Raw genomic sequence first — 24,894 nt, forward strand, 5'->3', positions numbered from 1 at the left:
GAGGGGGGAGACCGGGCAGTTGAACCCGCAACCGCTTGTCGAACAAGCTGGACTAGACCAATGGCATGCGTCAAGCAGTCGACCGCCTCCTTACGCATTCTTTAAGGAATCGGAGACCTCGCCGTGTCCGCCTCGGAACGTGACCGTCACCACAGCGCCCGGCTGCCCCTCCTCCCGGCCGACCTGCGGCTTTCCTCCTCCTCATCGAGCGGGAGTACGCTGCTGCAGGACCCGTGGCAGCCAGGGCCGGTCGGGGACAAAAGGGGTCAAGCTCGGAGGGGCGAACGTATGGGTCTGCGCGATCTCGTCGACCGCACACCAGGTCTGCGTACCGTCCTCGGCGGCATGTACCGCCTGTACGGCCAGCGGGTGGAGGCCCACCTCGGCCGCACCCCGCACCACGTCGGCGTGATCATGGACGGCAACCGCCGCTGGGCCAAGGCCGCCGGCGGCAGCACGGTCTTCGGCCACCAGCGCGGCGCCGACAAGATCGCCGAGTTCCTCGGCTGGTGCGACGAGACCAACATCGAGGTCGTCACCCTCTGGATGCTCTCCACCGACAACCTCAACCGCCCGCCCGAGGAGCTGGTGCCGCTGCTGGGCATCATCGAGGACGCGGTGACCGGGCTCGCCGAGGCCAAGCGGTACAAGGTCAACCCGATCGGCACCCTGGACCTGCTGCCCGGCAGGACCGCCGAGATCCTGAAGAACGCGGCCGCCGCCACCGAGCACCTCGAAGGCATCACGGTCAACGTCGCGGTCGGCTACGGCGGCCGGCACGAGATCGCCGACGCGGTCCGCTCGCTGCTCCAGGAGCACGCCGACCGGGGCACCACGATCGAGGAACTGGTCGAGATCCTGGACGTCGAGCACATCGCCGAGCGTCTCTACACCAAGGGCCAGCCGGACCCGGACCTGGTGATCCGGACCTCGGGCGAGCAGCGCCTGTCGGGCTTCCTGCTCTGGCAGAGCGCGCACAGCGAGTTCTACTTCTGCGAGGCGTACTGGCCGGCCTTCCGCAAGGTCGACTTCCTGCGGGCGCTGCGCGCCTACGAACAGCGCCACCGCCGCTACGGCGGCTGACCGCGCACCACGGGTGGTCCCGGAACACCACCCGTCCCTTCAGCCACGCCCAACAGCTCGTCAATAGCGCGTGACCACTGTCTGACGTTCATGAGAAGTGATCCAGCACTTCGTCTGTTCGGGTATGCCGGACGCTTCGTCAGGGAATAGACATGGCAGACCGGCACCCTGCCCATCGGGGTCGCGGGGGCCGGTGAGCCGCGGGTGACGCAGGGTCGCCCGCCCTGGAGGCCTAGTGGTCAGTACCAAGAGCCGCCGGACACCAGACCGGCGCACGTACGTCCTTGACACCAGCGTGCTTTTGGCCGACCCGCTCGCCATGACGCGCTTCGAGGAGCACGAGGTGGTGCTCCCGGTGGTCGTGGTCACCGAACTGGAGGCCAAGCGGCACCACCCCGAACTGGGCTACTTCGCCCGCCAGGCCCTGCGCCTGCTGGACGACTACCGGGTCCGCTACGGCCGACTCGACGAGCCCATCCCGGTGGGGGAGATCGGCGGTTCGATCCGGGTCGAACTGAACCACTCCGACCCCTCCCTGCTGCCGGCCGGCTACCGGCTCGGCGGCGGCGAGGCGGACACCCGGATCCTCGCGGTCGCCCGCAACCTCCAGGCCGAGGGGTACGACGTCACGGTCGTCTCCAAGGATCTGCCGATGCGGATCAAGGCCAGCGCGGTCGGCCTGCTCGCCGAGGAGTACCGTGCGGAGCTGGCGATCACGTCCGGTTGGACCGGAATGTCCGAACTGCCGGTCTCCGGCGGCCAGGTGGACGAGCTCTTCAGCGCCCCGCACGACACCGCCGTGGACATCGACGGCGCCGAGGAGCTGCCGGTGCACACCGGCCTGGTGCTCAGCTCGGAGCGCGGCCGGGCGCTGGGCCGGGTCACCCACGACGGCCGGGTCAAGCTGGTGCGCGGCGACCGGGAGGCGTTCGGCCTGCGCGGGCGCAGCGCCGAGCAGCGGGTGGCGCTGGACGTGCTGCTCGATCCCGAGGTCGGCATCGTCTCGCTCGGTGGCCGGGCCGGCACCGGCAAGTCCGCGCTCGCCCTCTGCGCGGGCCTGGAGGCGGTGCTGGAGCGCCAGCAGCACCGCAAGGTGATGGTCTTCCGGCCGCTGTACGCGGTCGGCGGCCAGGAGTTGGGCTACCTGCCCGGCAGCGAGTCGGAGAAGATGAGCCCCTGGGCGCAGGCGGTCTTCGACACCCTGGGCGCGGTCACCACGCCCGCGGTGATCGAGGAGGTGATCTCCCGCGGGATGCTGGAGGTGCTGCCGCTGACCCACATCCGGGGCCGCTCGCTGCACGACGCCTTCGTGATCGTGGACGAGGCCCAGTCGTTGGAGCGCAACGTGCTCCTCACGGTGCTCTCCCGGATCGGCCAGGGCTCGCGGGTGGTGCTCACCCACGACGTGGCGCAGCGGGACAACCTGCGGGTGGGGCGCTATGACGGCGTAGTGGCGGTGGTGGAGAAGCTGAAGGGGCATCCGCTCTTCGCGCACATCACCCTCACGCGCTCCGAGCGCTCCCCGATCGCCGCCCTGGTGACCGAAATGCTGGAGGACATCCAGCCGTAGGCCACGGCAGCACGCATGCGAACGATCCGCCCGGTTCCCGGCTTTCGCCCGGAACCGGGCGGATCGTCAGCACATCGGACCGCGCGTTGTCCGACGAACGGCCAATTCCCGCTTCAGGGGTGGATGTGAGCTTCGCCACGCAACCGGGAATTGCGCACCCGCGTCCGGTTGCGGCATGGTGAGGGTTCTGTCAGGCCCCGCGTACGGCCCGTTTGTTGGGCGTCAACTGAATATGGATGGCCGTACGCCGCCCGAACTCCTTGCCCGCACCGGCTCGTCCGGCATCCGGGCACCGGGCCAGTGCCTCCCGTGACCAGCGCAGGTGGAGGCCAGTGACCAGGGGCATGTTGCGTCCTCACGGTCACGCGGGGGCGACGCTGGAAGGAAACCATGTGACTCGGATCTCGGTCCGGGGAGTTGCTGTGGCCTCCGCCACCGCCGTCACCGCTGTCGGTGCCGTCGTGGGTGTGGCCTCGGGCAGCGAGGGTGCTACCCCCCAGTCGGTCGACGTCGCAGGAGCCACACTCCTCGCGGACGTGCCGTCAGCTGCCCAGGCGCAGACCATCAGCGACAACTTCGCCGTCCAGTCCACGGCTCAGCAGCAGTCGGCCGACCTCGCGGCCCAGAAGGCTGCTCAGGAGGCCGCCCGCCTGAAGGCGGCTGCCGACGCGCAGGCCAAGGCCGACGCCGACAAGGCGGCCGCTGACGCCGCCGCGGCCCAGAAGGCCGCTGCCGACGCCAAGGCCAAGGCCGACGCCGCCGCGCAGCTGGCCGCGCAGCAGGCTGCTGCCCGCGCCGCGGCCAAGTCGCAGCTCGCCACGACCACGGACTCCACGGACTCCTCGTCGTCCGCCGGTTCGTACACCGGGGGCTCGCCGCAGTCGATCGCGGCCTCGATGATGGACAGCACGCAGTTCCAGTGCTTCAGCAACATCGTCACGCGCGAGAGCGGCTGGGACTACACCGCGCAGAACGCCAGCTCCGGCGCCTACGGTCTGGTGCAGGCGCTGCCCGGTTCCAAGATGGCCTCGGTCGGTTCGGACTGGCGCACCAACCCCGCGACCCAGATCAAGTGGGGCCTGGGCTACATGAACGAGCGCTACGGCAGCCCGTGTGACGCCTGGTCGTGGTGGCAGGTCCACCACTCGTACTAGATCGTCAGGCTTTCCCGGATGCCCTCGGCCCTTCGGCCGGGGGCATCGGGCTTTTCCGGGCCGTCCTCGCACCGGCCGCGCCCGGCCGTGGTGCGCCGTTCGCCGCGACTTACGGCGATTTTCGAGCCCGGTGCGCCGAACGGGTGATCCAGGCGGGTAGCGTCATAGCGCAGACCCGTGGCACGCGGCCACGGCGCAAGCGGGAGGACGGACCTCGATGGCAAGGGGTGAGAAGCGCGAAGGCAGGGCCGGCAAAGCCGTGGCCTGGGGCGCCACGGTGGCGGCCAAGCTGGCGGAGCGCCGCCGCGCCGCCCTTGAGGAGCACCGCAGGGCGTCGGCCGCCGAGCCCGAACCGGTGGTGGCCCCCGCGCCGCAGACCGCCCGGAAGGCCGACCCGGCCCCGGCCCCGCGCGATGACACCCCGTACCGCGAGGCGCCCCACCGCGAGGCCGCTCCCCGCGAGACTCCTTACCGCGAAGCCCGTGAGGCGCCCTTCCGCGAGGCGCCCTATCGCGAGGCCCGCGAGGCGCCCTACCGCGAAGCGCGTGAGACCCCCTACCGCGACCAGTCCCGCCGCGACCCGCACCCGGGCCGCCCGGCCAGCCCCGCCGACGCCGTGCCCTGGAGCCTGCGGGTGGCGGCCGAGTCGACCTGGCGGCTGCTGCTGCTCGGTGCCGCGCTCTACGTGCTCTTCCGGGTGGTCGACATGCTGCGCCTGGTCGCCTTCGCGATCCTGGCCGGCCTGCTCATCTCGGCGCTGCTGGAGCCCACCGTCTCCTGGCTCAAGCGGCACGGCGTGCCGCGGGTGCTGGCCGCGGCCAGCACCTTCCTGATGGGCCTGGCCGGGATCGGCCTGGTCGGCTGGTTCGTCTTCTGGCAGGTCAGCGCCAACCTCGGCAAGGTCTCCACGCAGGCCACCGACGGTGTGAACAAGCTGCACGCCTGGCTGCTCAAGGGGCCGATGCACCTGACCAACACCCAGCTGACCGACTTCACCAACCAGGTCAAGCTCGCGATCACCAGCAACACCGATCAGATCACCTCGCTCGGCTTCACCACCGTGAGCATCGTGGTCGAGGTGATCACCGGGGTGCTGCTGGCCGCCTTCACCACCTACTTCCTGCTCTACGACGGCGCCCGGATCTGGAGCTGGCTGCTGCGCGGCCTGCCCCGCCAGTCCCGTCACGCGATGGCCGGCGCCGGCCCCAAGGCCTGGGCCACCCTGACCGCCTACGTCCGCGGCACCGTCGCGGTCGCCTTCATCGACGCGCTCTGCATCGGCATCGGCATCGGGCTGCTCGGGGTGCCCATGGCGATGCCGCTGGCCGTGATCATCTTCCTGGGCGCCTTCGTGCCGCTGATCGGCGCGATGGTCACCGGCACCCTCGCCGTGCTGGTCGCGCTGGTCACCAAGGACATCTACACCGCCGGCATGGTGCTGGTGGTGCTGGTCGCCGTGCAGAACCTCGAAGGCCACCTGTTGCAGCCGCTGATCCTGGGGCGCGCGGTGCGGGTGCACCCGCTGGGCGTGGTGCTCGGCGTGGCCTCCGGCTCGATCATCGGCGGCATCGCCGGTGCGATCGTGGCGGTGCCGCTGATCGCCGTCACCAACACGGTGATCGGCCACCAACGTCGGCGCAACGCCGCGGCCGACGAGGTCTTCGTGGCCCTGGGAGCGGCGCAGGACGCCGCCGAGGAGGCCGCCTTCGCCGCCCAGGAGGCCGCGGAAGAGGCCGCCCAGGAGGCGGCGCACGTCGCGCGGATCGCGCCCGACCCCTCCCCGGAGCAGCCCGCCGCGACCTAAAATAGCGTCATGTATGTGACCAGGCTGGGCATCTCGGGCATCCGGGGCTTCACGCCGGCCCGCGAGGTGCGGCAGCTCGAACTCCCGCAGGCCGGCTGGACGGTGCTGGCCGGCCGCAACGGCTCCGGCAAGACCACCCTGCTGCGCGCCCTCGCGCTCGCGCTCGGTGGGCCCTCGGTGGCGCGCAGCCTGGTCAGCGACTTCTCCGGCTGGATCACGGCCGGCGAGCGCACCGGCTGGGTGCAGGCCTTCGTGCGCCCCGACTGGTCGGTGGACCGGCTCGCGGGCAGCGGCAAGGCGCCCAAGTACGACCTCAAGCTCGGGCTGCGCTGGACCCTCCCGCGGCCGCCGGCCGGGGGCGCCCTCACGACCGTCGGCCCGCGCCCCGAGCTGGAGGTGTTCGGCTCGCCCAGCCCCGAGCGCGGCCCCTGGGCGGAGAACCCGCGCGGCTGGTTCTTCGCCGGCTACGGCCCGTTCCGCCGGCTGCTCGGCGGGGCGGGGGAGAGCCAGCGGCTGATGCTCTCGGCCGGCCCGGTCGGCCGGCTGGCCACCCTCTTCCACGAGGAGGCCTCGCTCGCCGAGGGCGTCTCCTGGCTGATCGACCAGCACGTCCGCCGCCTGGAGGGCCGCCCGGGCGCGCAGCAGGCGCTGGACGTGGTCAGCGCGCTGCTCTCGGACGGCCTGCTGCCGGACGGCTTCGCGGTCTCCCGGGTCGACTCGGACGGTCTCTGGGTGCGCCGCACCACCGATCCCGGCGCCCCCGGGCCCGACTTCCCGCTGCGTGAACTCAGCGACGGCTACCGCACCGTCGCCGCCCTGGTGCTCGACCTGGTCCGCCAGTTCCAGAACTGCTACGGCAGTCTGCCGCAGGACGAGAACGGCGCGATCACCCTGCCCGGTGTGGTGCTGATCGACGAGATCGACGCCCACCTGCACGTGAGCTGGCAGCAGCGGATCGGCCCCTGGCTCAAGGCGCACTTCCCCCGGGTGCAGTTCATCGTCTCCACCCACAGCCCGTACATCTGCCAGGCCGCCGACCCCGGCGGGCTGATCCGGATCGCGGGGCTGGACGAGCAGGCCCCGCCGCAGCCGGTCAGCGAGGAGCTGTACCGCCGGATCGTCTACGGCAGCGGCGACGACGCGGTGCTCTCCGAGCTGTTCGGCCTGGAATCCCCGTACTCCGCGCGGGCCGAGGACGCCCGCCGCCGGATCGGCGACCTGGAGGGCAGGGTGCTGGCCGGCGACTCCACGGACGAGGAGCTGGCCGAGTACCAGGAGTTGACGGATCGTCTGATGAGTTCGCTCTCCGCCCGGGTGGACGAGGTGTCGGCCCGGCTCGGGCGCCCGCGGTGATCCCGCTGCGGCGCGAGCCGTTACCCGAGGAGCTGTCCGCGCGGTTGACCGCCCGCGCCGAGCGGCTCCTGGACCGCGGCGGCGCCGCCCGCGAGTTGTGGCGCGACAGCCGAACGATCCGCCGTGACCTGAGCACCCACCTGGTCGCGATGGCCGCGGGCCTGTCCCGCTGCATGTACTGCGGGGACAGCGAAGGCACCAGCATCGACCACTTCCAGCCGATCGCCCTGGCCCCGCAGCGCGCCTTCGACTGGCTCAACCACCTGTGGGCCTGCGCGTTCTGCAACAGCAACCAGAAGCGCGACCTCTACCCGATGGACCGCCAGGGCCGCGCGCTGCTGATCGACCCCACCGCCGAGGAGCCCGCCGACCACCTCGACCTGGTGCTCGCCACCGGCGCCTACCGTCCGCGCAGCAGCAAGGGCCGCGAGACGATCCGGATCTTCGGCCTGGACCGCCCGGTGCTGGAGCGCGGCCGGGCCCAGGCCTATGTGCGCTGCCGTTCGATGCTGCGCGACCTGGCGCACCTGGCCGCGGCGGGCGAGCGGGCCGAGGCGGCGGCGGTGGGCCACGCGCTCACCGTGCAGCCCTTCGCGGACGTGCTCTACGAGATGCTGCGGCTGCGCACCGCGCCGCGTGCCGCGCTGGTGTTCGGCCCGGAGACGGTGGCGGGCCTGGACGTGCTGATGGGGGCCCGCTCAAGTGAGCGGGCCCCCATCGACAAGCGGTAGCTCAGGCGAGCGCGGCTTCGGCGTCCAGCACCGAGGCGACGGCCTGGACCACGGCGGCGATCTTGGCCGCGGCCTGGATCACCTCGCGCTCCACACCGGCCTTGCGCAGCACCTGCTCGTGCGAGTCCAGGCACTGGCCGCAGCCGTTGATCGCGGAGACCGCGAAGCTCCACAGCTCGAAGTCGACCTTCTCCACGCCCGGGTTGCCGATGATGTTCATCCGCAGCCCGGTGCGCAGGGTGCCGTACTCCTTGTCGGAGAGCAGGTGCAGCGTCCGGTAGTAGACGTTGTTCATCGCCATGATCGCGGCAGCGGCCTTGGCGGCGGTGTACGCCTGCTCGGAGAGGATCTCCTTGGCCTGCGGCTCCAGCTCGGCCAGCACCGGCTTGCTGCCGGTGGCCATCGCGCAGGAGAGCACCGTGCCCCAGAGCTGCTGGGCCGGCAGCTCGGAGTTGGCGATCACCGCGCTCAGGTTGAGCTTGAGGTCCTTGGCGTAGTCGGGCAGCGCCGACTTCAGCTCGTCGAGCGCCACGGTCAGCCGGCCAGCAGGGCGGCGGCGTCGAGGGTGTCCTCGCCCTTGGTCCAGTTGCACGGGCACAGCTCGTCGGTCTGCAGGGCGTCCAGCACCCGCAGGACCTCCTTGGGGTTACGGCCGACGGAGCCGGCGGTCACCATGACGAACTGGATCTCGTTGTTCGGGTCCACGATGAAGACGGCGCGCTGGGCGGTGCCGTCCGCGTCCTGCACGCCGCAGGCCTGCATCAGCTCGTGCTTGATGTCGGCCAGCATCGGGAAGGGCAGGTCGGCCAGGTCGGCGTGGTCCTTGCGCCAGGCGTGGTGCACGAACTCCGAGTCGCCGGAGACGCCCAGGATCTGCGCGTCACGGTCGGCGAACTCCTCGTTCAGCTTGCCGAACGCGGCGATCTCGGTCGGGCAGACGAAGGTGAAGTCCTTCGGCCAGAAGAAGACCACTCGCCAGCCGTTCGGCTCCACATCCTTGCTGCTGAAGGGCTTGAACTCCAGCTTGTCAGCGGACGGGCCGACCACGCCGGTCAGGTCGTAGGCGGGGAACTGGTCACCGATCGTGAGCACGTTCGCTTCTCCTGGGTGTAGAGGTGCGGGGAGTATGTCCGGATTGCCTATGATTCGACGGATCCCGACGTGACCCAAGCGTGACACAGGCGGCAGTGATCAGTGAAATAGCTAGACTCGATCCATCTGATCGGAGAGAGTTATCAGTACCCAGCACGGCGGCAAGCCCGGCCCGTCCACCCAGCCAAGCTCCCAGCCCGGCCAGCCCAGGCGGGCCGGCCACCCCAGCCAGTCCACGGCCAGAGCCCGCCCGTCCGGCGCGGCCCGCACGCCCAGTGTCGCGCAGCTGCGCGCCTTCCTCGCCGTCGTGGAGCACCTGCACTTCCGCGACGCCGCCGCGGCCATCGGCACCAGCCAGCCCGCGCTCTCCGGCGCCATCGCCGCGCTGGAGGAGTCGCTCGGCGCTCAGTTGGTGGAGCGTACGACACGCAAGGTCATCATCACTCCACTGGGTAAGCGCGTGGCCGAGCACGCACGCCGTGCGCTGACCGCGCTGCACGACCTCACCCAGGAGGTCGAGGCGGCCCGCCGCCCGTTCACCGGACCGCTGCACCTGGGCGTGATCCCCACCGTCGCGCCCTACCTGCTGCCCACCGTGCTGCGCCTGGTCCGGGACCGGTACCCCGACCTCGAACTGCACGTCCACGAGGAGCGCACCGCCTCGCTGCTCGACGGCCTGGCCGCCGGCCGGCTCGACCTGCTGCTGCTCGCGCTGCCCGCCGGCGGCGGCACGCCGACCCGCGACATCCCGCTCTTCGACGAGGACTTCGTGCTGGTCACCTCGCCCGAGCACGAGCTGGCCGGTCGCACCGACGTGCCCCGCGACGTGCTGCTCGACCTGGACGTGCTGCTCCTGGAGGAGGGCCACTGCCTGCGCGACCAGGCGCTCGACCTCTGCCGCGAGGTCGGCGCCGAGGCCGGGGGCGGCTCCACCCGGGCGGCGGGCCTGTCCACTCTGGTCCAGTTGGTGGCCGGCGGCCTCGGCGTGACCCTGCTGCCCGCCACCGCCCTGGCCGTCGAGGTCGGGCGCACCGGCCGGCTGGCCGCCGTCCACTTCGCCGACCCCGCACCCGGGCGCCGGATCGGCCTGGCCACCCGCCCCGGCTCGGCCCGGGCCACCGAGCACGACCGCTTCGCCGACTCGCTGCGCACGGTCCTCGCCGAGCTGCCGGTGCGGATCGTCGGACCGTAGGGCCCGTCTTCGAACTCCCGGCACCGCGCGCTGATCCGACGCGAATCGCCGGACAGGCCACAGGGCCTGTCCGACAATTCCCGCCGGGCGCGCGGCGCCGGGCATCCCGGCTGGACGCACCGGCGAGGAACCCAAGTACGACCCAGTACGAGGGCCCCCGCCGGCACGCCCAGCCGGGCGCCCAGCACCGCGCGCTGATCCGACGCGAATCGCCGGACAGGCCCTAGCATGGCGCGCGTCGAGGACGTGATCACCCGTGACAATCCGACGCTGGGATGTGAGTTGGCGTGGCCGGTGCTCCTCGCCGCGGCGACAGCGGCGTGCTGGAACCAGAGTTGACGGACCGTCAGGATGTACTGCTGCAGGGCTGGGGCCGCAGCACCGGCAGTCGCGCGCGGCTGCGCGGGCCGCTGGCGCCCGAGGCGCTGAGCGAGCTGGTCTCGGGGCGCCCCGCCGGCGGGGTGCTGGCCCGCGGCGCCGGCTGCAGCTACGGCGACGCCGCGCAGAACGCCGGCGGAGTGGTGCTGGCCCCCGCCACCCCCAGCTCGATCACTGTCGACGTGCTGGGCGGCACCGTGCGGGCCGCCGGGTCGGCCCCGTTCGCCCAGGTCCTGGCCAAGGTGGTGCCCGAGGGGCTGCTGCTGCCGGTGCTGCCGGGCACCAGCCGGCTGACCGTGGGCGGCGCGGTCGCCGCGGACGTGCACGGCAAGAACCAGCGGGCGGACGGGAACCTGGGCCACTGGCTGGAGAGCGTCGAACTGCTGGACGGCACCGGTCAGGTGCGGCTGCTGACCCCGGATCAGGACGGCGCGGCCTTCGCGGCGACGGTCGGCGGCATGGGCCTGACCGGTGTGATCCTGGCCGCCACCATCCGGCTGATCCCGATCACCAGTACCCGCCTCAGGGTCACCTCCCGGCGGGCCGCGAACCTGGACGCCCTGCTGGACGAACTGGACGCCGCGGCGCAGGCGAGCCGGTACGCGGCGGCCTGGATCGACACCACCGCCGACGGCCCCCGCCTCGGGCGCGGCATCGTGGACCGCGGCGACCACCTGGACGACCCGGACCACCCGGATGACCCGGACGGACCACTGGGCTACGCCCCCGCGCGGGCGCCGCTCGCGCCCCGGCTGCCGGTCGGCCCGGTCACGCCGTTGACCGCGCGGGCCTTCAACGGGCTCCGGTACCGCAAGGCGCCGCGCGAACACACCGGCGTCCAGGGCCTGTCCGAGTTCTTCCACCGGCTCGACGCGGTGCGCGAGTGGAACCGCTCGCTGGGCCCACGCGGCTTCCTGCAGTACCAGTTCGCCGTCCCGGACCCGGCCGCCGGGCTGCTCGGCGAGGCGCTGACCGTGCTGCGCCGGGCGCACGCGGCGCCGTTCCTCGGCACCGTCAAGCGCTTCGGGCACACCGGCCTCGGCCCGCTCTCCTTCTCGCTGCCCGGCTGGTCGCTCGCCGTCGACCTGCCGCTGGCGGGCGACGCCGGACAGGCCCGGCTGCGCGCGGCGCTCGACCAGCTGGACCGGCGGGTGGCCGAGGCGGGCGGGCGGGTCTACCTGGCCAAGGACGCCCGGCTCGGGCGCGCCGCCTTCGAGGCGATGTACCGGCCGCTGGACGACTGGCGCACGGCCCGCGCCCGCCTGGACCCCGCCGACACCATGCGGTCCGACCTGGGACGGAGACTGGGGCTGTGCCCGTGAACGAGCTGCCGGGCGCAGCAGGCCTCAGCCGCGGTGCACCCGCAGCGGCAGCCGCTGCTCGAACCAGACCACCTTGCCGCCGCCCAGCCGCGTCGACCCCCAGGAGTCGGCGCACTTGGCGACCAGCTCCAGGCCGCGGCCACGCTCCTCCTCCGGGCCGGCCTTGCGCCGGCGCGGCAGCTGCGGACTGTCGTCGCCGACCTCGCAGCGCAGCACCGAGGTGCGCACCAGCCGCAGCGTCACCGGCTTCTTGGCGTGCTGGACGGCGTTGGTGACCAGCTCACTGACCATCAGCTCGGTGTTCTCCGCCAGCTCGTCCAGCCCCCAGCGGCGCAGCGCGTGCCCGGCCAGCCGCCGGGCCCGTCCCGGGGTCTCGTGCCGCGGCTGGAGGTACCAGTAGGCGACGTCGTTGGCCGGGATCCCGTCGAAGGCGGCGGCCAGCAGCGCGATGTCGTCGCCCCGGTCGCCGGGCGGCAGGATCCGCAGCGCCTCGTGGCAGAGCTGCTCCGGGGAGTGCTGGTGCGCGCCGGAGAGCCGCTCGCGCAGCCGCTCCAGGCCGCTGCTGAGCGAGCGGCGGCGGGTCTCCACCAGCCCGTCGGTGAACAGCAGCAGGGCGGAACCCGGTGGCGCCGCCAGCTCCTGGGAGGCGAAGTCCACCCCGCCGACGCCGATCGGCGCGCCCGCCGGAAGGTCCTCCAGCAGCTCGGCCCGCCCGTCCGGATGGATCAGCACCGGCGGCATGTGCCCGGCGTTCGCCACCACGATCCGGTTGGCGATCGGGTCGTACACCGCGAAGACGCAGGTGGCCAGGTGCTGCTCGCGGCCCAGCCGTTGGGCCTGTTCGTCCAGGTGGTAGAGCACCTCGTGCGGTGGCAGGTCGAGCGCGGCCAGCGTCTGCGCGCTGGTCCGCAGCTGGCCCATCACGGCCGCCGAGGTCAGCGAGTGGCCCATCACGTCGCCCACGATCAGGGCCACCCGGTTGCCCGGCAGCGGGATCGCGTCGTACCAGTCCCCGCCGACCTGCGACTCGGCCTCGCCCGGCAGGTAGCGGTGGGCGAGCCGGACCCCGTGCGGTTGCGGCAGATGGTCCGGGAGCATGCTGCGCTGCAGCTCGTCGGCGATCTCCGACTCCCGGGTGTAGCGCTGCGCGGTGTCCACCGCGAGGCCGGCCAGGGTGGCGAGATGGGCGGCGGTCTGGGTGTCGGCCGGGTCGAACCGCGCGGGCTCCTTGGCACGCTGCACGGCGTCCGGCTCCTGGCGGCCCGCCCGCGCCGGGTCGCCGGACGCCTCGTGCAGGTCACCGGCCGCGCCCGGCCGGCGGATCAGCACCAGCAGGCCGAGCACCGAGTCCTCCCGCCGCCGGCCGCGCCCGCCCATCTCCCGCCCGCGCAGCGGCAGCGCCAGCAGCGCCGTGCCGCGGGCCAGGCCGGCCAGTGCCCGGGCGCCGTAGAGCTCGGCGAAGAGCGGCCGCAGCCGTTCGCCCTCGGCGGTGCCCAGCACCATCGGGCCGGCCGGCGCCGCATCGAGCAGTGCCTGCTCCAGCGCCCCGCCCGGGCGCGCGGCGACCACCCGCCGGCCCAGGCCGAGCCGGGTGCCCTCGGCCCGGTGCAGCCGCAGCTCGGGCGGCGGCGCGATGCGGTCCCGGCCCCGGGCGCCGGGCCGGTCCGGCTCGCGCAGGTGGACCAGCGCGGCGTCCGCCAGCGCCGGGACCAGCACCTTGGCCAGGCTGCGCACGGTCGCGGCCGGATCCAGGCTGGTGTTGATCAGCCGAGTGGCGTCGTTGAGGTAGCCCAGGCGCTCGGTGACGGCCTGTCGTACCCGCAGGTTCAGCGGTGTCCCACTGCCCGGCGTCCCGTTCCCCGTCGCAACGGCCGGGGCGGGCGGCGGCCGGCGCTGGGCCGGAACGGCGGGCGGCTGGCCGGCCTGGGGAGGGGGAAGGTCGCGCACGGCTGCCCGTTCTAACTGGTCGGAGCTGACTTGAGGGGATTCGACGAGGTGCGGGTGGGACGGGGAGCTCAGGTGGTGCGGCGACAGTGCAGGAAGAGCTGCTCCTCCGGGGGCAGCGCGGAGCAGGCCGGCGCGTACGGCCTGCCGTTCATCGCCTCCACGGTGAAGCCGGTCCGGTGCAGCGTCTCGGTCAGCTCCTCGCGCAGGAACCCGCTCATCCGGATCTCCTGGCCGAGGAACCGCATCGGGTAGTCGTCCAGGTCGGCCTCGACCATGCCCAGCACCAGCAGGCCGCCGGGCCGCAGCAGTGTCCGGATTCGCTTCAGCGTCGGCCGGATCTCCCGCTGGGGCAGCAGGATCAGCGAGAAGAAGGCGGTGGCGGCGGCGAAGGTGCCGGCTCCGGCGGGACCGAGCCCGGGCAGCCCCCAGGCGGTCTCGGCGCGGGTGGTGGCCAGGTCGAAGAGGTCCATCCGGTGATAGGCCGCGGCACCGGGCAGCTCCTGCCGGGCCAGGCTCAGCATGCCGTCCGAGAGGTCGATCGCGGTGATCGCGAGACCACCCTCGGAGAGCTGGCGGATGGTCGGATCACCGGTGCCGCAGCCGATGTCCAGCACCGGGGCGCCCGGCTCCAGTTCGGCCAGCAGCCGGTGGCCGGCGGCGAGCTGGCCGGCCTTGGCGGGGAAAGCCTCGCTGTAGCGGGGGCCGATCGCGTCGAAGGCCACCGCCTGCAGCGCGCGCTCGGTACTGCGGCAGGTCGGGGCAGGCCCGGCGGTCCCACCCCGGGCGGGGTCCGATATCTGTCCCGTCGTCACGATTGAGAGGCACCTTTCCCACCTGGCCACCGGCCGTCGTGCTCCGCACCGGCCGTGGTCCCGCTCTGCGCCGCCTGTCGAGCCCTCGTCCGCTCCGTCCCGCCACTCGGTCCGTCATCCGTCAGCACTGTCGCCGTGGTCCGCCGCGGGCACTGCCCACCGCACGTGCCACCTGGCCTTTGAGAATATGCGTGATCACCGTGCTTTGGAGTACGTTTCCGGCCAACTCATGCTAAGCGGCGGCGATCCGCCTGGTAGATGGAAGCATGACGGGGTGGACAGGGGTGGTGCGACCCGGTGGCGCACGCCCGCACTGGCGTGAAACCCCGACGCGGGCCGCCCGAACTGGGCTGATGAGCTGACAGTATGCCTCTGGCTGAGCGACTTGCCGTCGTTTATTGAACGTCAATCGCCGACTGTCAGAGTCTTCTCAGCGCCGGGGAAGCGCAACAGGGTGGTCCCGCAGCCGGGGGGCTGCGGGGACACCTTGTCCGGGGGGTCGCGCTTCCCGCATCGGGGGAACGATCGGGGTCTCAACGGGGGAGCGGGGCGCGGGGGCCCTGCTGGGGGGGAACTCCGGTCTTCACGGCGCTGTCGGGGGAGGAGGGCTCGGTGTGCTGCTGTTCGTCGATGAGGCTCCGGACGACCTGGGCCTCGGGCACACCGAGCCGGGAGAAGATCTCGTGCGCCTCGGTGAGGCAGGCAAGGCCGCGCTCGGGGGAGCCCAGCCGGACCAGTGCCTCACCGAGAGCGGCGGAGGCCAGTCCCTCGCAGTAGGCGGCGGAGTCCAGCTCCTGAGCGATCTTCAAGCCCTCTTCGGCTGCGGCAGCGGCCTCGGCCACCCGGTCGTCGGCCAGCAGGCAGTCCGCCAGGCGCGCGAGTGACAGACCCTCGCGCAGGCGCTGCTGCTGGCCCTGGTAGAGCAGGTACGCCTCACTGAGCTGGCGTGCCGCTTCGGTGGGCTCGCCGGTGGCGCGCAGGACGACAGCGCGTTGGTAGAGCGTGTCCGCGAGCGAGGCCGCGTTGCCCGAGTCACGTGCGATGGCGACGGCGGACTGTGCGGACCGAACCGCCGCCTCCTCCTGGCCGAGCATCAGGTGAACCCGGGCGATGTTGCCCTCGATCCGGGCCGCGCTGCCCATCGCCGCGAGGGCAGTACCGAGGTCGCGCGCCTGCTGGAGGAAGGGCAGTGCCTCGGCTGGCCGGCTCGTGGTGGTGAGCACGGTACCGAGCAGGCTGTTGGCCGTGAGCCGGAGCCCGGGGGTCTGGGTGCTCAGCAGATCCAGGCATTCGCGAGACGACGCCTCAGCGGCGGCGTAGTCACCTGTGAGGTAGGCGAAGAAAGCAAGCGCGTAGCGGACCCGGGCCAGGGCCTGGTCGTCTGCGCAGGAGCATGCAGCAACAGCGGCCAGACCGAGGGTGCGTTGGATCCGGTCCGCGTGATTCGGTTCCTCGGCAACCGTGTTGACGGTGACCAGCAGGTCGATCGCCATCCGGAGCAACTCCGCAGGGCCATCGATCGACTCATCAACGGCCCCCAGGATGAGGCCCAGCTCGGATCGGAGCCAGCCGCGTGCCTGATCTCCACCGGCCAGGTCCTCACCAGGGTGAGTGAGTACCTGGAGCGGCTCGATTACCTGGTCGTCGGGCTCCAGGATCTGCGCCGCATTGCGGACAGTGGAGACCAGCAGCGCGAGCAGGCGCAGCAGCGCGGCCTGGGTGTCGGCCAGGTCCGCAGTCTTCTCTCGCTGCTTCTGCGCGAAGAGCCGGAGCAGGTCGTGATAGCGGTAGCGCCCCGGTGTGAAGCACTCCAGCATGTTGGCCTCGACCAGCGCCTCCGCGATGTGTTCCGCCTCGTCCTCGGAGGTCCCGAGCAGCGCGGCCACAGCCGACAGTGGCAGGTCCGGGCAGTCGATCAGGGCCAGCAGGCGGAACGCCCGCGCCTCGGCAGGCTTGAGCTGGCCGTAGCCGAGCCCGAGGGTGGTCTCCACCGCCAGGTTCCCCAGCTGCAGCTCGTCCAGCCGCCGCCGCTGATCAGCTAACCGCCGGGCCAGGTCCGTGACGGTCCAGCGCGGCCGGCTCGCCAGCCGGGCCGCCGCGATCCGCACCGCCAGCGGCAGGAATCCGCACGAGGTCACCACGGCGAGCGCGGCCTCCGGCTCGGACTCGACCCGGTGCCGCCCGGCGATCGCACCGAACAGCTCCAGCGCCTCCGCCGGGGTCAGCTCCTCCACGTCGAACAGGTGGGCGCCGGGGATCCCGGCCAGTCGCGAGCGGCTGGTGGCGAGCACGGCGCAGCCTGCCACCCCGGGGATCAGCGGGGTCATCTGATCCACGTCGCGCGCGTTGTCGAGCATGATCAGCATCCGCCGGTCGGCGAGCATCGAGCGGTACATCGCCACCCGCTGCTCGAACGACTCGGGTGCCTCGGTGATGCCGAGGGCGAAGAGGAAGTCGCCCAGCACGACAGCCGGGTCCGCTGGTGTTGCGCTGACCCCGCGCAGGTCGACATAGAGCTGTCCGTCCGGAAACTCGGACCGCACACTGTGTGCGACGTGCACGGCCAGCGTGGTCTTGCCCACGCCGCCGATGCCGGCCAGCGAGGTCACCACGACCGCCTGGCCGGAGGCTCGCCGCAGCAGCTCGCGGAGCTCGCTGACCAACTCGCCGCGCCCGCTGAAGTCGGAGACGTCGGCGGGAAGCTGGGCAGGTGGTGCGAGGGGGGTGTTCTCGGCAGCTGGAACCCGCAATTCCGGTGCGGAATTCATCAAAGTCGGGTCGGCAGCCAGGATTCGGGAGTGCATGGCAGCGAGTGCCGCACCAGGTTCGACGCCGAGTTCGTCGATCAGGAGCTTTCGCGTGGTCGCGTACACGCCGAGTGCTTCGGCCTGCCGACCGCACCGATAAAGCGCGAGCATCAGCAGCTCGCGCAGCCGCTCGCGCAGCGGGTGTTCGGACGACAAGGAGCTCAATTCGGCAACGATTTCGGCGTGCAGATCGATTTCGAGCGCGATGGTGCAGCGCTCCTCGCGGGCCGCCACCTGATGCTCCACCAGGCGCTGCCGCTGAGAGTCCGCATACGGACCGGGAATCCCGCTCAGCGGCTGCCCGCTCCAGAGCTCCAGCGCCGAAGTCATCACCTGGTGCGCTGTCTCCGGCTGGCCTGCCTGCCGGGCGGACGCCGCCTCGGCGCAGCGGGCGTCGAAGACCGCGAGGTCGAGCGATTCGTCCGGAATTCTGAGCGCATATCCGTCACGTACCGAAATCAGCAGTTCGGCGGGCTTCCGTACCTCGCGCCCTGGTTCGATCACGGAACGCAGCCGGGAGATGTAGGTACGCAGGGCTGCCACCGCCTGTGGCGGTGGACGGTCACCCCAGAGGCCGTCCACCAACTCCTGGGTGGTCACCGGCCGCCCGTGGTGCAACAGCAGGGCGGTCAGGACGGCTTGCTGCTGTGGCGATCCCAGCGCGAGGGGCTGCTCGTCGCGCCAGGCCTGGACGGGTCCGAGCACCTGGAAGCGCAGCACGGCACTGTGCGGCGTTGCCTGAAGCTCCATGAGGGTCCCCCGATGGCCTGTTACTTCGAACCTCGAAGTCGTTGCCTCCATGCTCCGGCCGCAATGCCTGGTCAGGAAGGGCAAAACGGGCGGATTGTTCAGCGGGAGGGCTGTTTATAAGACATTTAACGGACCCTAGGATACTGTCCCCACGCCACGGACAGACCGCCCGGGGCGGTTCAGTACTGACACCCCGAGAGGTGGTTCGGCGATGGCCGATAACAACACTCCGATCGCGCTCCCCGAGCAGGCCGATGAGGCGGACAGCGCCCTGACGAGCGCTATCCAGGCGACGGAGCAGGCTGCCGACCAGCACGTTGAGTCCGGCAACGGTGCGGCGGCGCCGGTGGCGACTCCCGCGACCAAGTCCGTCCAGGATGCCGACGGCGGTACGGTTCAGCCGCTCGGCTCGGTCGTCTCCACGCACTGACGGGCTGTATCCGAGCCCTGACTTTGGCCTGATTACATCGCATAGCTGTCCTGCGACGCTACGCGCGCAGAGCCCCCGGAACCTCCGGGGGCTCTGTCACGTTCAGGGCCGGTCATTCGGGACGGTCAGAGCACCAGGATCTCGAAGGGCTGGCTGTGGCCCGTCGGGTTCGGGTCGTCCGGGCTGGTCACCGTCACCTTCCCGCCCGTCAGCAGGGTCCCGGCGGGGGTGTTCGCATAGGTCTCGGCCGGGATCAGCGCCGTGGCCGACTGCCCCGGCTGCAGACCGGCCGGGAAGACGCACGTGACGCTGTGCCCACCCATGCCGGGCCGGCAGTCCGTGGGGAAGAACGGCTCGGCGGCGTAGCTCCCGAGGGGGAACTGGATCGTCATGGTGATCGGGCTGGCGGTGGTGTCGGGGCCGTTGTTGGCGACGAACCCGTGCACGACGGTCCGCCCGCCGGCCGGAACCGGGTCGGGGTTCATCCGGACGACCTCAAGGCGGGAGTTCGACGGCGCCGCGGCGCCGGCGGCCGTGGCGGCCGTGAGCGGCGCCAGGCCGAGGACGAGTACGGCGGCAGCGGTCATCAGGCGCCGACGTGGTCGGGCAGGGGAACGCAGGAGCATGCGACACCATCCTTGAGGTCCCAGGTATGTGACGAGTCCTCACATCATCGGCAGGCGAAGCACGTTGCCGCTGTCAGCACGCGGCGCATGTGCCCCGTACGGGTGAACAGCCAGGTGGGGACGGGCCTTTCGCGCCCAACGCCCTCGATCCTGCGTGCGACAGTGCGGGAGTACCGCCCCCGGCTCCCGACCAGTGAGGACACCTCCGATGACCATCGCCCCCGCCAAGCTCTCCGACCCGACCGTGCGCGCGCTCGTGACGGCGATCAACGCGGGCGACCGCGCCGCCTTCCTCGCGCTGCTCACCGAGGGCGCCACGATGTCCGACGACGGCTCGGACCGCGACCTCGCCGAGTGGATCGACAAGGAGATCTTCTCCAGCCGCGGCCACATGGAGGTGCAGACCGAGTCGGACGGCGGCCGGGCGCTGATCGCCAACTTCCGCAACGAGACCTGGGGCGAGATGCGCACCGCCTGGCGCTTCACCGTCGAGGACGGCAAGGTCAGCCACTTCGAGACCGGCCAGGCATGACACCGCCCCGCAGCGACGAGCGCTGCGGGGCGGTGCGCACGAGAGCTACGAGCGGACCCGGATGCTGGTGATCAGCGGGCCGTCGGTGACCTCGGAGAAGAAGTCGTTGCCCTTGTCGTCCACCACGATGAACGCGGGGAAGTCCTCGACCTCGATCCGCCAGACCGCCTCCATGCCGAGCTCCGCGTACTCCAGGACCTCGACCTTCTTGATGCAGTCCTGGGCGAGGCGGGCCGCGGGGCCGCCGATCGAACCGAGGTAGAAGCCGCCGTGCGCGGCGCAGGCCTGGGTGACCTGCTTGGAGCGGTTGCCCTTGGCCAGCATCACCATCGAGCCGCCGGCCGCCTGGAACTGGTCCACGTAGGAGTCCATCCGGCCCGCCGTGGTGGGGCCGAAGGAGCCGGAGGCGTAGCCCTCGGGGGTCTTGGCCGGGCCGGCGTAGTAGACCGGGTGGTCCTTGAGGTACTGCGGCATGCCCTCGCCGGCGTCCAGGCGCTCCTTGATCTTGGCGTGCGCGATGTCGCGCGCCACGACCAGGGTGCCGGTCAGCGACAGCCGGGTCTTGACCGGGTGCTTGGCCAGCTCGGCCCGGATCTCCGACATCGGCTGGTTGAGGTCGACCCGCACCACGGAGTCGTCCAGGTGCTCGTCGGTGGTCTCCGGCAGGTACTTGGCCGGGTCGGTCTCCAGCTGCTCCAGGAAGACGCCCTCCGCCGTGATCTTGCCGAGCGCCTGGCGGTCGGCCGAGCAGGAGACGGCCATCGCGACCGGCAGCGAGGCGCCGTGCCGCGGCAGCCGGATGACGCGCACGTCGTGGCAGAAGTACTTGCCGCCGAACTGGGCGCCGATGCCGATCTTCTGGGTCAGCTCGAAGACCTTGGCCTCCAGCTCCAGGTCCCGGAAGCCGTGGCCGGTGGCCGCGTCGCCGCTGGTCGGCAGCTCGTCCAGGTAGTGCGCCGAGGCGTACTTGGCGGTCTTCAGCGCGAACTCGGCGCTGGTGCCGCCGACCACGATGGCCAGGTGGTAGGGCGGGCAGGCGGCGGTGCCGAGCCCGCGGATCTTCTGCTCCAGGAAGGAGAGCATGCTCTTCTCGTTGAGAATCGCCTTGGTCTCCTGGTACAGGTACGACTTGTTGGCGCTGCCGCCGCCCTTGGCCATGAAGAGGAACTTGTACGCGTCGCCGTCGGTCGCGTAGAGCTCGATCTGGGCCGGCAGGTTGGAGCCGGTGTTCTTCTCGTCCCACATGGTCAGCGGGGCCATCTGCGAGTAGCGCAGGTTGAGCTCGGTGTAGGCGTCGAAGACGCCGCGGGCGATCGCTGCCTCGTCCTGGCCGGCGGTCAGCACGTTCTGGCCGCGCTTGCCCATCACGATCGCGGTGCCGGTGTCCTGGCACATCGGCAGGATGCCGCCGGCCGAGATGTTGACGTTCTTCAGCAGGTCCAGCGCCACGAAGCGGTCGTTCGGGCTCGCCTCCGGGTCGTCCAGGATCCGGCGCAGCTGGGCCAGGTGCGCCGGGCGCAGGTAGTGCGAGATGTCGTGCATCGCCTCGGCGGTGAGCAGCCGCAGGGCCTCCGGCTCGACCTTCAGGAAGCGCCGCCCGTCCGCCTCGAAGGTGCTGACGCCCTCGGAGGTCAGCTTGCGGTACGGGGTCGGATCGGCCCCGAGCGGGAGGAGGTCGGAGTAGGCGAAGTCTGGCGTGGATGCCATGCGAGGTCCTTCACGGATCGGTGGTGCTGCGTCGGCGAAGCGCCTTCCAGGTTAGAACCCACGGGGCGCGGTGCCGCGCCCGGGTGAGCCGGCGTGACCGGCGTCACGTCCGTGACCCCGAGTCGGCCCCGGCGCCGACCCTAAGAGCACCCGGAGACGACCCTGATACCCCTCGTTCGGGGCGGGTGGAGCCCCTAGGCTGAGCGGTGTGGAGAATACGCCGTCACCCGCGCCGTCCGACCAGCCCGTCCCGCTGCGCAAGTCCGAGTCCGCGCCGGCGTCCCAGACCCCGGTGACCGAGGCCGAGCTGCGCGCCTCCGACGCCGACCGGGAGCGGATCGCCGAGCTGCTGCGCGATGCCTACGCCGAGGGCCGGCTGACCGTCGAGGAGCACGCCGAGCGGATCGAGGCGGCCTGGAAGGCCAAGACGCTGGGCGAGCTGGCTCCGCTGACCCGGGACCTGCCGGCCCACCGGCCGCTGTCCGACGACACCCCGCGCTCGGCCCCGGCACCGGCCGCCGCGCCCCTGCCGCCGGCCCGTGAGGAGTCGGCCAGCCTGGTGGCGGTCTTCGGCGGCGCGACCCGCAAGGGGCGCTGGCGGGTCGGCTCGCACATCCGCGCGACGGCGGTCTTCGGCGGCGTGGAACTGGACATGACGGATGCGGTCTTCGAGGCCCCCGAGGTGGTGGTCGAGGTGTCGGCCGTGTTCGGCGGCGTCTCGATCCGGGTGCCGGAGAACGTCACGCTGATCGGCAGCGGGGTCGGCATCTTCGGCGGCTTCGACGTGCGCGAGCAGACCGCGCCCGACCCGTACGCGCCGGTGGTCCGGGTCAAGGGGATGGCACTCTTCGGTGGCTGCGACGCCAAGCCGCGCCGGGGCAAGAAGCTCAAGGAATGGGTGCGCAAGCAGCTGGACAGCTGACCGGCACGGGTTTGCGCAGCTCATCGCCCGATCGCCTGACGGAACCTCAGATGGAATCTGGCGTTCCGTCAACTCCTTTCCCGGCACGACCTGTTGACCTGAGTGCAGGCTGTGGCCGGACGAACACGGTGTGCATGAACCGGGAGCGCGCGGGGTAATTCCTCCGGCACATCGTTTTCTTGAACGGCTGCGGTCAGACGGCGTCGTACGGCACTCAGGGCGGCAGCCGGGCAGTGTCGCGAGCCTTTCCCGAGCTGTGTCAGGAGTTCGCCGTGCTGCACCAGATCGAGCCCAGCGCCACCGATGTCGTCCGGGCCGCAACCGAGCGGCGCGGGTCCGGGGGTGCCCCACTGAGTGCGCCCGCCGGGGTGGGGCTCGACCACTCGGAGGAGAACCCCTGGCACACCGGCGCGGCCTGCCGCCGGGACGAGGCCGGCCTGTTCTTCGCGCCCTCCAAGGAGCCCACGGCCGCCCGGCTGGCCCGCGAGGAGCACGCCAAGCAGGTCTGTGCCCGCTGTCCGGTGCTGCTCTCCTGCCGTGAGCACGCGCTGGCCCAGCCGGAGCCGTACGGCGTGTGGGGCGGGCTGACGGCGGCCGAGCGGCGGGTGGTGCTGGCCCGGCGCCGGCGCCGTGACGTCGAGCTGCGCGCCGAGGCCCAGCTGGTCTCCGGGCAGCGCGGGGCCGCCCGGCGCCGGGTGGCCGAGCCCGGCCGGATAGCCGGCTGACCGCGCCGTCGCCGGGCGGCGGCGCGCGGTGGCACAACGGCGCTGGGCGCGACCCCCAAGGGGGCCGCGCCCAGCGCCGTTCCTACCGGCCTCGCCGGAGCCTCAGTTGGCCCGGTCGAAGTCGATCGCGCTGTACGCCCGCAGCTTGGACAGCTTGTGGACGGAGTCGATCTGGCGGATCGTGCCGCTCTTCGACCGCATCACCAGCGAGCTGGTGGTGGCGGTCTCGTGGCGGTAGTGCACCCCGCGCAGCAGTTCGCCGTCGGTGATGCCGGTGGCCACGAAGAACACGTTCTCGCCGCTGACCAGGTCGTTGGTGGTCAGCACCCGGTCGAGGTCGTGGCCGGCGTCCAGCGCCCGCCGCTTCTCGGCCTCGTCCTTGGGCCACAGCCGGCCCTGGATCACACCGCCCATGCACTTCATCGCGCAGGCCGCGATGATGCCCTCGGGGGTGCCGCCGACGCCGAGCAGCAGGTCGACGCCGGTGCCCTCGCGGGCGGTCATGATCGCGCCGGCCACGTCGCCGTCGGAGATGAACTTGATCCGGGCGCCGGTCTCGCGGATCTCGCGGGCCAGTTTCTCGTGGCGCGGGCGGTCCAGGATCATCACGGTGACATCCTCGACCGAGCTGCCCTTGGCCTTGGCGACCCGGCGGATGTTCACCGCCGGCGGGGCGGTGATGTCGACGAAGTCGGCGGCCTCGGGGCCGGTGATGAGCTTGTCCATGTAGAAGACGGCGCTCGGGTCGAACATGGTGCCGCGGTCGGCGACCGCCAGGACGGCGACCGCGTTGGCCATGCCCTTGGCGGTCAGCGTGGTGCCGTCCACCGGGTCCACGGCCACGTCGCACTCGGCGCCGGTGCCGTCGCCGACCCGCTCGCCGTTGTAGAGCATCGGGGCTTCGTCCTTCTCGCCCTCGCCGATGACGACTACGCCGTTCATCGAGACGGTCGAGACGAGTGTGCGCATGGCCTTGACGGCCGCGCCGTCGGCGCCGTTCTTGTCGCCACGGCCGACCCAGCGGCCGGCGGCCATGGCCGCGGCTTCGGTGACCCGGACGAGCTCCAGGGCCAGGTTGCGGTCCGGGGCCTCCGGGGCCACCTCCAGCGAACGCGGAAGGTGGGAGGGGTGCTGCGTGGTCATCGTCGTTACCTCTCTGTACGCGACGGCCAGTCAGCGGTCGACTACTGTCTGGTCGAGCGCTGCGATGAGGGTCATCCGATCGTATCTGTGGATGGAATGACTGTCTGTGGCGCGGGTCCCCTCTACCTGCGGTTCTGCGGAGATATGGGCGGATTGCGGCCACCGGAGGGACCCCGGTGGTCGGCCCGTGAGCGGTGATGGGTCACCATGTGGGGGTGGCAGCAAGCAGCAGAGGGCGGCAGACCGTCCGGGACATGATCCTGTCGATGGTGGCCGTCATGGGCGTCGCCCTGGTGGCGTACCTCACCATTCCGCACAGCACCGACGGCGACCCCGTGCACGTGGTGGACTACAGCGCCGCGCTGGCCTCGGCCAAGCGTGCGGCGCCGTACCCGATCGCGGCCCCGGAGGGCCTGTCGGACAAGTGGCGGGCGACCTCGGTGACCTACCAGCCCTCGGACGCCGACGGGCACGCCGGCTGGCACCTGGGCTTCGTGACGCCGGACGGCAAGTACGCGGCGGTGGAGCAGAGCAACGAGCCGAAGTTCGACCTGCTCAAGAGCGTGGTCGCGGGCTACGAGCCGGACGGCAGCGCGGCCATCGCCGGGCAGGACTGGTCCCGCTACCAGGGCGACCGCTACCGCGGCCTGACCGTGACCAGCGGCTCGGCCACCACCCTGATCACCGGCAGCGCCTCCTACCAGGAGCTGGACGAGCTGGCGCAGGCGCTCAAGTCCTAGGGGCCGGCTCCTGGGCACCGACGTGAACGGCTGTGGGCCCGACCCCCTGAAGGGGACGCTGTTGGTTAATTCGG

At 71.8% G+C, this 24,894-nt stretch carries 21 protein-coding genes; 13 read left to right on the forward strand and 8 right to left on the reverse strand.

Going from position 1 to position 24,894, the window contains the following annotated elements:
- Window positions 1–288 precede the first annotated feature (288 nt).
- From ACFZB9_RS05410 to ACFZB9_RS05435, 6 genes are all read left to right on the forward strand, one after another.
- A complete protein-coding gene (locus ACFZB9_RS05410) occupies window positions 289–1,083 on the forward strand; it encodes an isoprenyl transferase (protein WP_391443802.1) in 795 nt (264 codons plus the stop codon).
- A 235-nt stretch (window positions 1,084–1,318) separates the two neighbouring features.
- Window positions 1,319–2,653 carry a PhoH family protein gene (locus ACFZB9_RS05415; protein ID WP_391443803.1) on the forward strand — a complete coding sequence of 445 codons (1,335 nt, stop codon included), beginning with the start codon at window positions 1,319–1,321 and terminating at the stop codon, window positions 2,651–2,653.
- A gap of 392 nt (window positions 2,654–3,045) precedes the next feature.
- Entirely contained in the window at window positions 3,046–3,807 is a 762-nt protein-coding gene (locus ACFZB9_RS05420; RefSeq protein ID WP_391443805.1) for a lytic transglycosylase domain-containing protein, read from the forward strand.
- A 217-nt stretch (window positions 3,808–4,024) separates the two neighbouring features.
- A complete protein-coding gene (locus tag ACFZB9_RS05425) occupies window positions 4,025–5,611 on the forward strand; it encodes an AI-2E family transporter (protein WP_391443807.1) in 1,587 nt (528 codons plus the stop codon).
- A gap of 9 nt (window positions 5,612–5,620) precedes the next feature.
- On the forward strand, window positions 5,621–6,964 hold the full coding sequence (locus tag ACFZB9_RS05430; RefSeq protein ID WP_391443809.1) for an AAA family ATPase: 1,344 nt from the start codon (window positions 5,621–5,623) through the stop codon (window positions 6,962–6,964).
- Window positions 6,961–7,695 carry an HNH endonuclease gene (locus ACFZB9_RS05435; protein ID WP_391443811.1) on the forward strand — a complete coding sequence of 245 codons (735 nt, stop codon included), beginning with the start codon at window positions 6,961–6,963 and terminating at the stop codon, window positions 7,693–7,695. The genes ACFZB9_RS05430 and ACFZB9_RS05435 overlap by 4 nt, the downstream gene beginning before the upstream one ends.
- Before the next feature lies 1 nt (window position 7,696).
- On the opposite strand, the gene ACFZB9_RS05440 is transcribed toward ACFZB9_RS05435, so the two are convergent.
- Window positions 7,697–8,227, reverse strand: coding sequence for a carboxymuconolactone decarboxylase family protein (locus tag ACFZB9_RS05440; RefSeq protein WP_391443813.1), 531 nt, complete (start codon window positions 8,225–8,227; stop codon window positions 7,697–7,699).
- Window positions 8,228–8,229: 2 nt separating this feature from the next.
- Window positions 8,230–8,787 carry a peroxiredoxin gene (locus tag ACFZB9_RS05445; RefSeq protein ID WP_391443815.1) on the reverse strand — a complete coding sequence of 186 codons (558 nt, stop codon included), beginning with the start codon at window positions 8,785–8,787 and terminating at the stop codon, window positions 8,230–8,232.
- A gap of 307 nt (window positions 8,788–9,094) precedes the next feature.
- Here ACFZB9_RS05445 and ACFZB9_RS05450 point away from each other — a divergent pair, with 307 nt between their 5' ends.
- Both ACFZB9_RS05450 and ACFZB9_RS05455 read left to right on the forward strand, forming a co-directional pair.
- Window positions 9,095–9,979, forward strand: a complete 885-nt coding sequence (locus tag ACFZB9_RS05450; protein ID WP_391443817.1) for a LysR substrate-binding domain-containing protein — start codon at window positions 9,095–9,097, stop codon at window positions 9,977–9,979.
- Window positions 9,980–10,314: 335 nt separating this feature from the next.
- A complete protein-coding gene (locus tag ACFZB9_RS05455) occupies window positions 10,315–11,679 on the forward strand; it encodes an FAD-binding protein (protein WP_391443819.1) in 1,365 nt (454 codons plus the stop codon).
- Between the two features lie 24 nt (window positions 11,680–11,703).
- Here ACFZB9_RS05455 and ACFZB9_RS05460 read toward each other — a convergent pair whose 3' ends face one another.
- From ACFZB9_RS05460 to ACFZB9_RS05470, 3 genes are all read right to left on the reverse strand, one after another.
- Window positions 11,704–13,626 carry a SpoIIE family protein phosphatase gene (locus ACFZB9_RS05460; protein WP_391443821.1) on the reverse strand — a complete coding sequence of 641 codons (1,923 nt, stop codon included), beginning with the start codon at window positions 13,624–13,626 and terminating at the stop codon, window positions 11,704–11,706.
- A 68-nt stretch (window positions 13,627–13,694) separates the two neighbouring features.
- Entirely contained in the window at window positions 13,695–14,423 is a 729-nt protein-coding gene (locus ACFZB9_RS05465; RefSeq protein ID WP_391444287.1) for a class I SAM-dependent DNA methyltransferase, read from the reverse strand.
- A gap of 548 nt (window positions 14,424–14,971) precedes the next feature.
- Window positions 14,972–17,995, reverse strand: a complete 3,024-nt coding sequence (locus ACFZB9_RS05470) for a BTAD domain-containing putative transcriptional regulator (RefSeq protein ID WP_391443823.1) — start codon at window positions 17,993–17,995, stop codon at window positions 14,972–14,974.
- A 211-nt stretch (window positions 17,996–18,206) separates the two neighbouring features.
- On the opposite strand from ACFZB9_RS05470, the gene ACFZB9_RS05475 reads away from it, so the two are divergent.
- Window positions 18,207–18,425, forward strand: coding sequence for a hypothetical protein (locus ACFZB9_RS05475; protein WP_391443825.1), 219 nt, complete (start codon window positions 18,207–18,209; stop codon window positions 18,423–18,425).
- Window positions 18,426–18,550: 125 nt separating this feature from the next.
- Here the strand turns inward: ACFZB9_RS05475 and ACFZB9_RS05480 are convergent, their stop codons facing one another.
- Window positions 18,551–19,051 carry a hypothetical protein gene (locus ACFZB9_RS05480; protein ID WP_391443827.1) on the reverse strand — a complete coding sequence of 167 codons (501 nt, stop codon included), beginning with the start codon at window positions 19,049–19,051 and terminating at the stop codon, window positions 18,551–18,553.
- A gap of 208 nt (window positions 19,052–19,259) precedes the next feature.
- On the opposite strand from ACFZB9_RS05480, the gene ACFZB9_RS05485 reads away from it, so the two are divergent.
- Window positions 19,260–19,583, forward strand: coding sequence for a nuclear transport factor 2 family protein (locus ACFZB9_RS05485; protein WP_391443829.1), 324 nt, complete (start codon window positions 19,260–19,262; stop codon window positions 19,581–19,583).
- Window positions 19,584–19,628: 45 nt separating this feature from the next.
- On the opposite strand, the gene ACFZB9_RS05490 is transcribed toward ACFZB9_RS05485, so the two are convergent.
- Window positions 19,629–21,290, reverse strand: coding sequence for a fumarate hydratase (locus ACFZB9_RS05490; protein WP_391443830.1), 1,662 nt, complete (start codon window positions 21,288–21,290; stop codon window positions 19,629–19,631).
- 208 nt (window positions 21,291–21,498) lie between these two features.
- Here ACFZB9_RS05490 and ACFZB9_RS05495 point away from each other — a divergent pair, with 208 nt between their 5' ends.
- On the forward strand, window positions 21,499–22,212 hold the full coding sequence (locus ACFZB9_RS05495; RefSeq protein WP_391443832.1) for a DUF1707 domain-containing protein: 714 nt from the start codon (window positions 21,499–21,501) through the stop codon (window positions 22,210–22,212).
- A 350-nt stretch (window positions 22,213–22,562) separates the two neighbouring features.
- On the forward strand, window positions 22,563–22,937 hold the full coding sequence (locus tag ACFZB9_RS05500) for a WhiB family transcriptional regulator (RefSeq protein ID WP_391444289.1): 375 nt from the start codon (window positions 22,563–22,565) through the stop codon (window positions 22,935–22,937).
- A 102-nt stretch (window positions 22,938–23,039) separates the two neighbouring features.
- Here the strand turns inward: ACFZB9_RS05500 and glpX are convergent, their stop codons facing one another.
- Window positions 23,040–24,080: a class II fructose-bisphosphatase gene (gene glpX, locus ACFZB9_RS05505; RefSeq protein WP_391443834.1), complete on the reverse strand. Its 1,041-nt coding sequence runs from the start codon at window positions 24,078–24,080 to the stop codon at window positions 23,040–23,042.
- A 197-nt stretch (window positions 24,081–24,277) separates the two neighbouring features.
- Here glpX and ACFZB9_RS05510 point away from each other — a divergent pair, with 197 nt between their 5' ends.
- Complete coding sequence (locus tag ACFZB9_RS05510; RefSeq protein ID WP_391443835.1) at window positions 24,278–24,820, forward strand: DUF4245 domain-containing protein; 543 nt, start codon at window positions 24,278–24,280, stop codon at window positions 24,818–24,820.
- The last annotated feature ends 74 nt before the right edge of the window (window positions 24,821–24,894 follow it).

The sequence above is a fragment of the Kitasatospora sp. NPDC008050 genome (assembly GCF_042957465.1).
Taxonomy (GTDB): Bacteria; Actinomycetota; Actinomycetes; order Streptomycetales; family Streptomycetaceae; genus Kitasatospora.